Annotated in this window: 1 protein-coding gene; it reads left to right on the top strand. The window is 25.7% G+C overall.

Translation table 11 applies throughout. The features are described 5' to 3' along the window. The first annotated feature begins 204 nt into the window (after positions 1 to 204). The gene (locus B4E95_RS06815; protein ID WP_291061630.1) at positions 205 to 1,044 is read left to right on the top strand and encodes a GNAT family N-acetyltransferase; all 840 of its coding nucleotides are present in this window, start codon (positions 205 to 207) and stop codon (positions 1,042 to 1,044) included. Positions 1,045 to 1,068: the final 24 nt, after the last annotated feature.

Below are 1,068 nucleotides of genomic sequence, written 5' to 3' on the forward strand. Positions count from 1 at the left end.
ATTTTTCTTAATTATATTTGCTATCCTCTACACTATTTTTAAATTTAATGTAGAATTATTCAGTCAATCATATTAAATAAATTATATTTTTATCAAAATCGGATTACATTGTTCAAATAAAATTTAATTTTTTAAGATTTTTTAAGATTTTTTTTTAGAAAAATCTTAAATGTTGGGGCTATTTTTGCTTTGCAAATTACAGCTATGCAAACAAACATTAAAATACACTCATTAACTTATGTTGATTTGGAAGAATTATCATCTTTATATAATCTTTCTTATCAAAATTATTACGTTTCTATCAACCTTTCGACTGAACAATTTCAGGGAAAATTAAAAATGGAAGATATCAATCTTGATTATTCTATAGGTGCTAGTATTGATGGAAAATTAATTGGCTTTTTACTTTACGGAATTCGAAATTATAACGATGTAAAAACAGCCTATATTGGTGGAACAGGAGTTTCTCCTGAACATCGCGGAAAAAAAATAACACAACAAATGTTAGATTTTAGTTTTCCCAAATTGAAAGAACATCAAGTGAAAAACATATTTTTAGAGGTAAATACTAAAAATGATTTTGCAATTAACGCTTACGAAGCTTGTGGTTTTGAAAAAACAAGAACCTTAAATAGTTACAAAGGAATTCCTATTTTGGTCGTAAATCCGTTACATGAAATTGTAGAATTTAGTGATTTAGATTTGATTACAAGTGAAAACTTTTGGGACATAAAACCTACTTGGAAAAATGATATTCAAAGTGTAAAAAATATCATCGAAGATTGTCAAATAAATGGAATTTATGAAGATGGAATTTTAGTTGCTTATAAAATTATCAACAAAAATAATACACGTATTTATCAATTTGGTGTTCATCACGATTATAGAAATCGTTATTTAGCTTCCATTCTTTTCAGCGATTTGAAGAACAAAGAAATTAAAATGATTAATGTTGACGAAAGAGAAATCTCTACAAATGATTTTATTCAATCAATGGGATTAGAATTGTACGACAAACAATACGAAATGAAAAAAGAATTATAAATCAAAGCCTCTATTTTAGAGGCT

The sequence above is a fragment of the Empedobacter sp. UBA7494 genome, from assembly GCF_002478465.1.
Lineage (GTDB): Bacteria > Bacteroidota > Bacteroidia > Flavobacteriales > Weeksellaceae > Empedobacter > Empedobacter falsenii_B.

Bases quoted from the DNA above. Each gene is read 5' to 3' on its own strand.
- B4E95_RS06815 (WP_291061630.1), top strand. From the start codon at position 205: ATGCAAACAAACATTAAAATACACTCATTAACTTATGTTGATTTGGAA.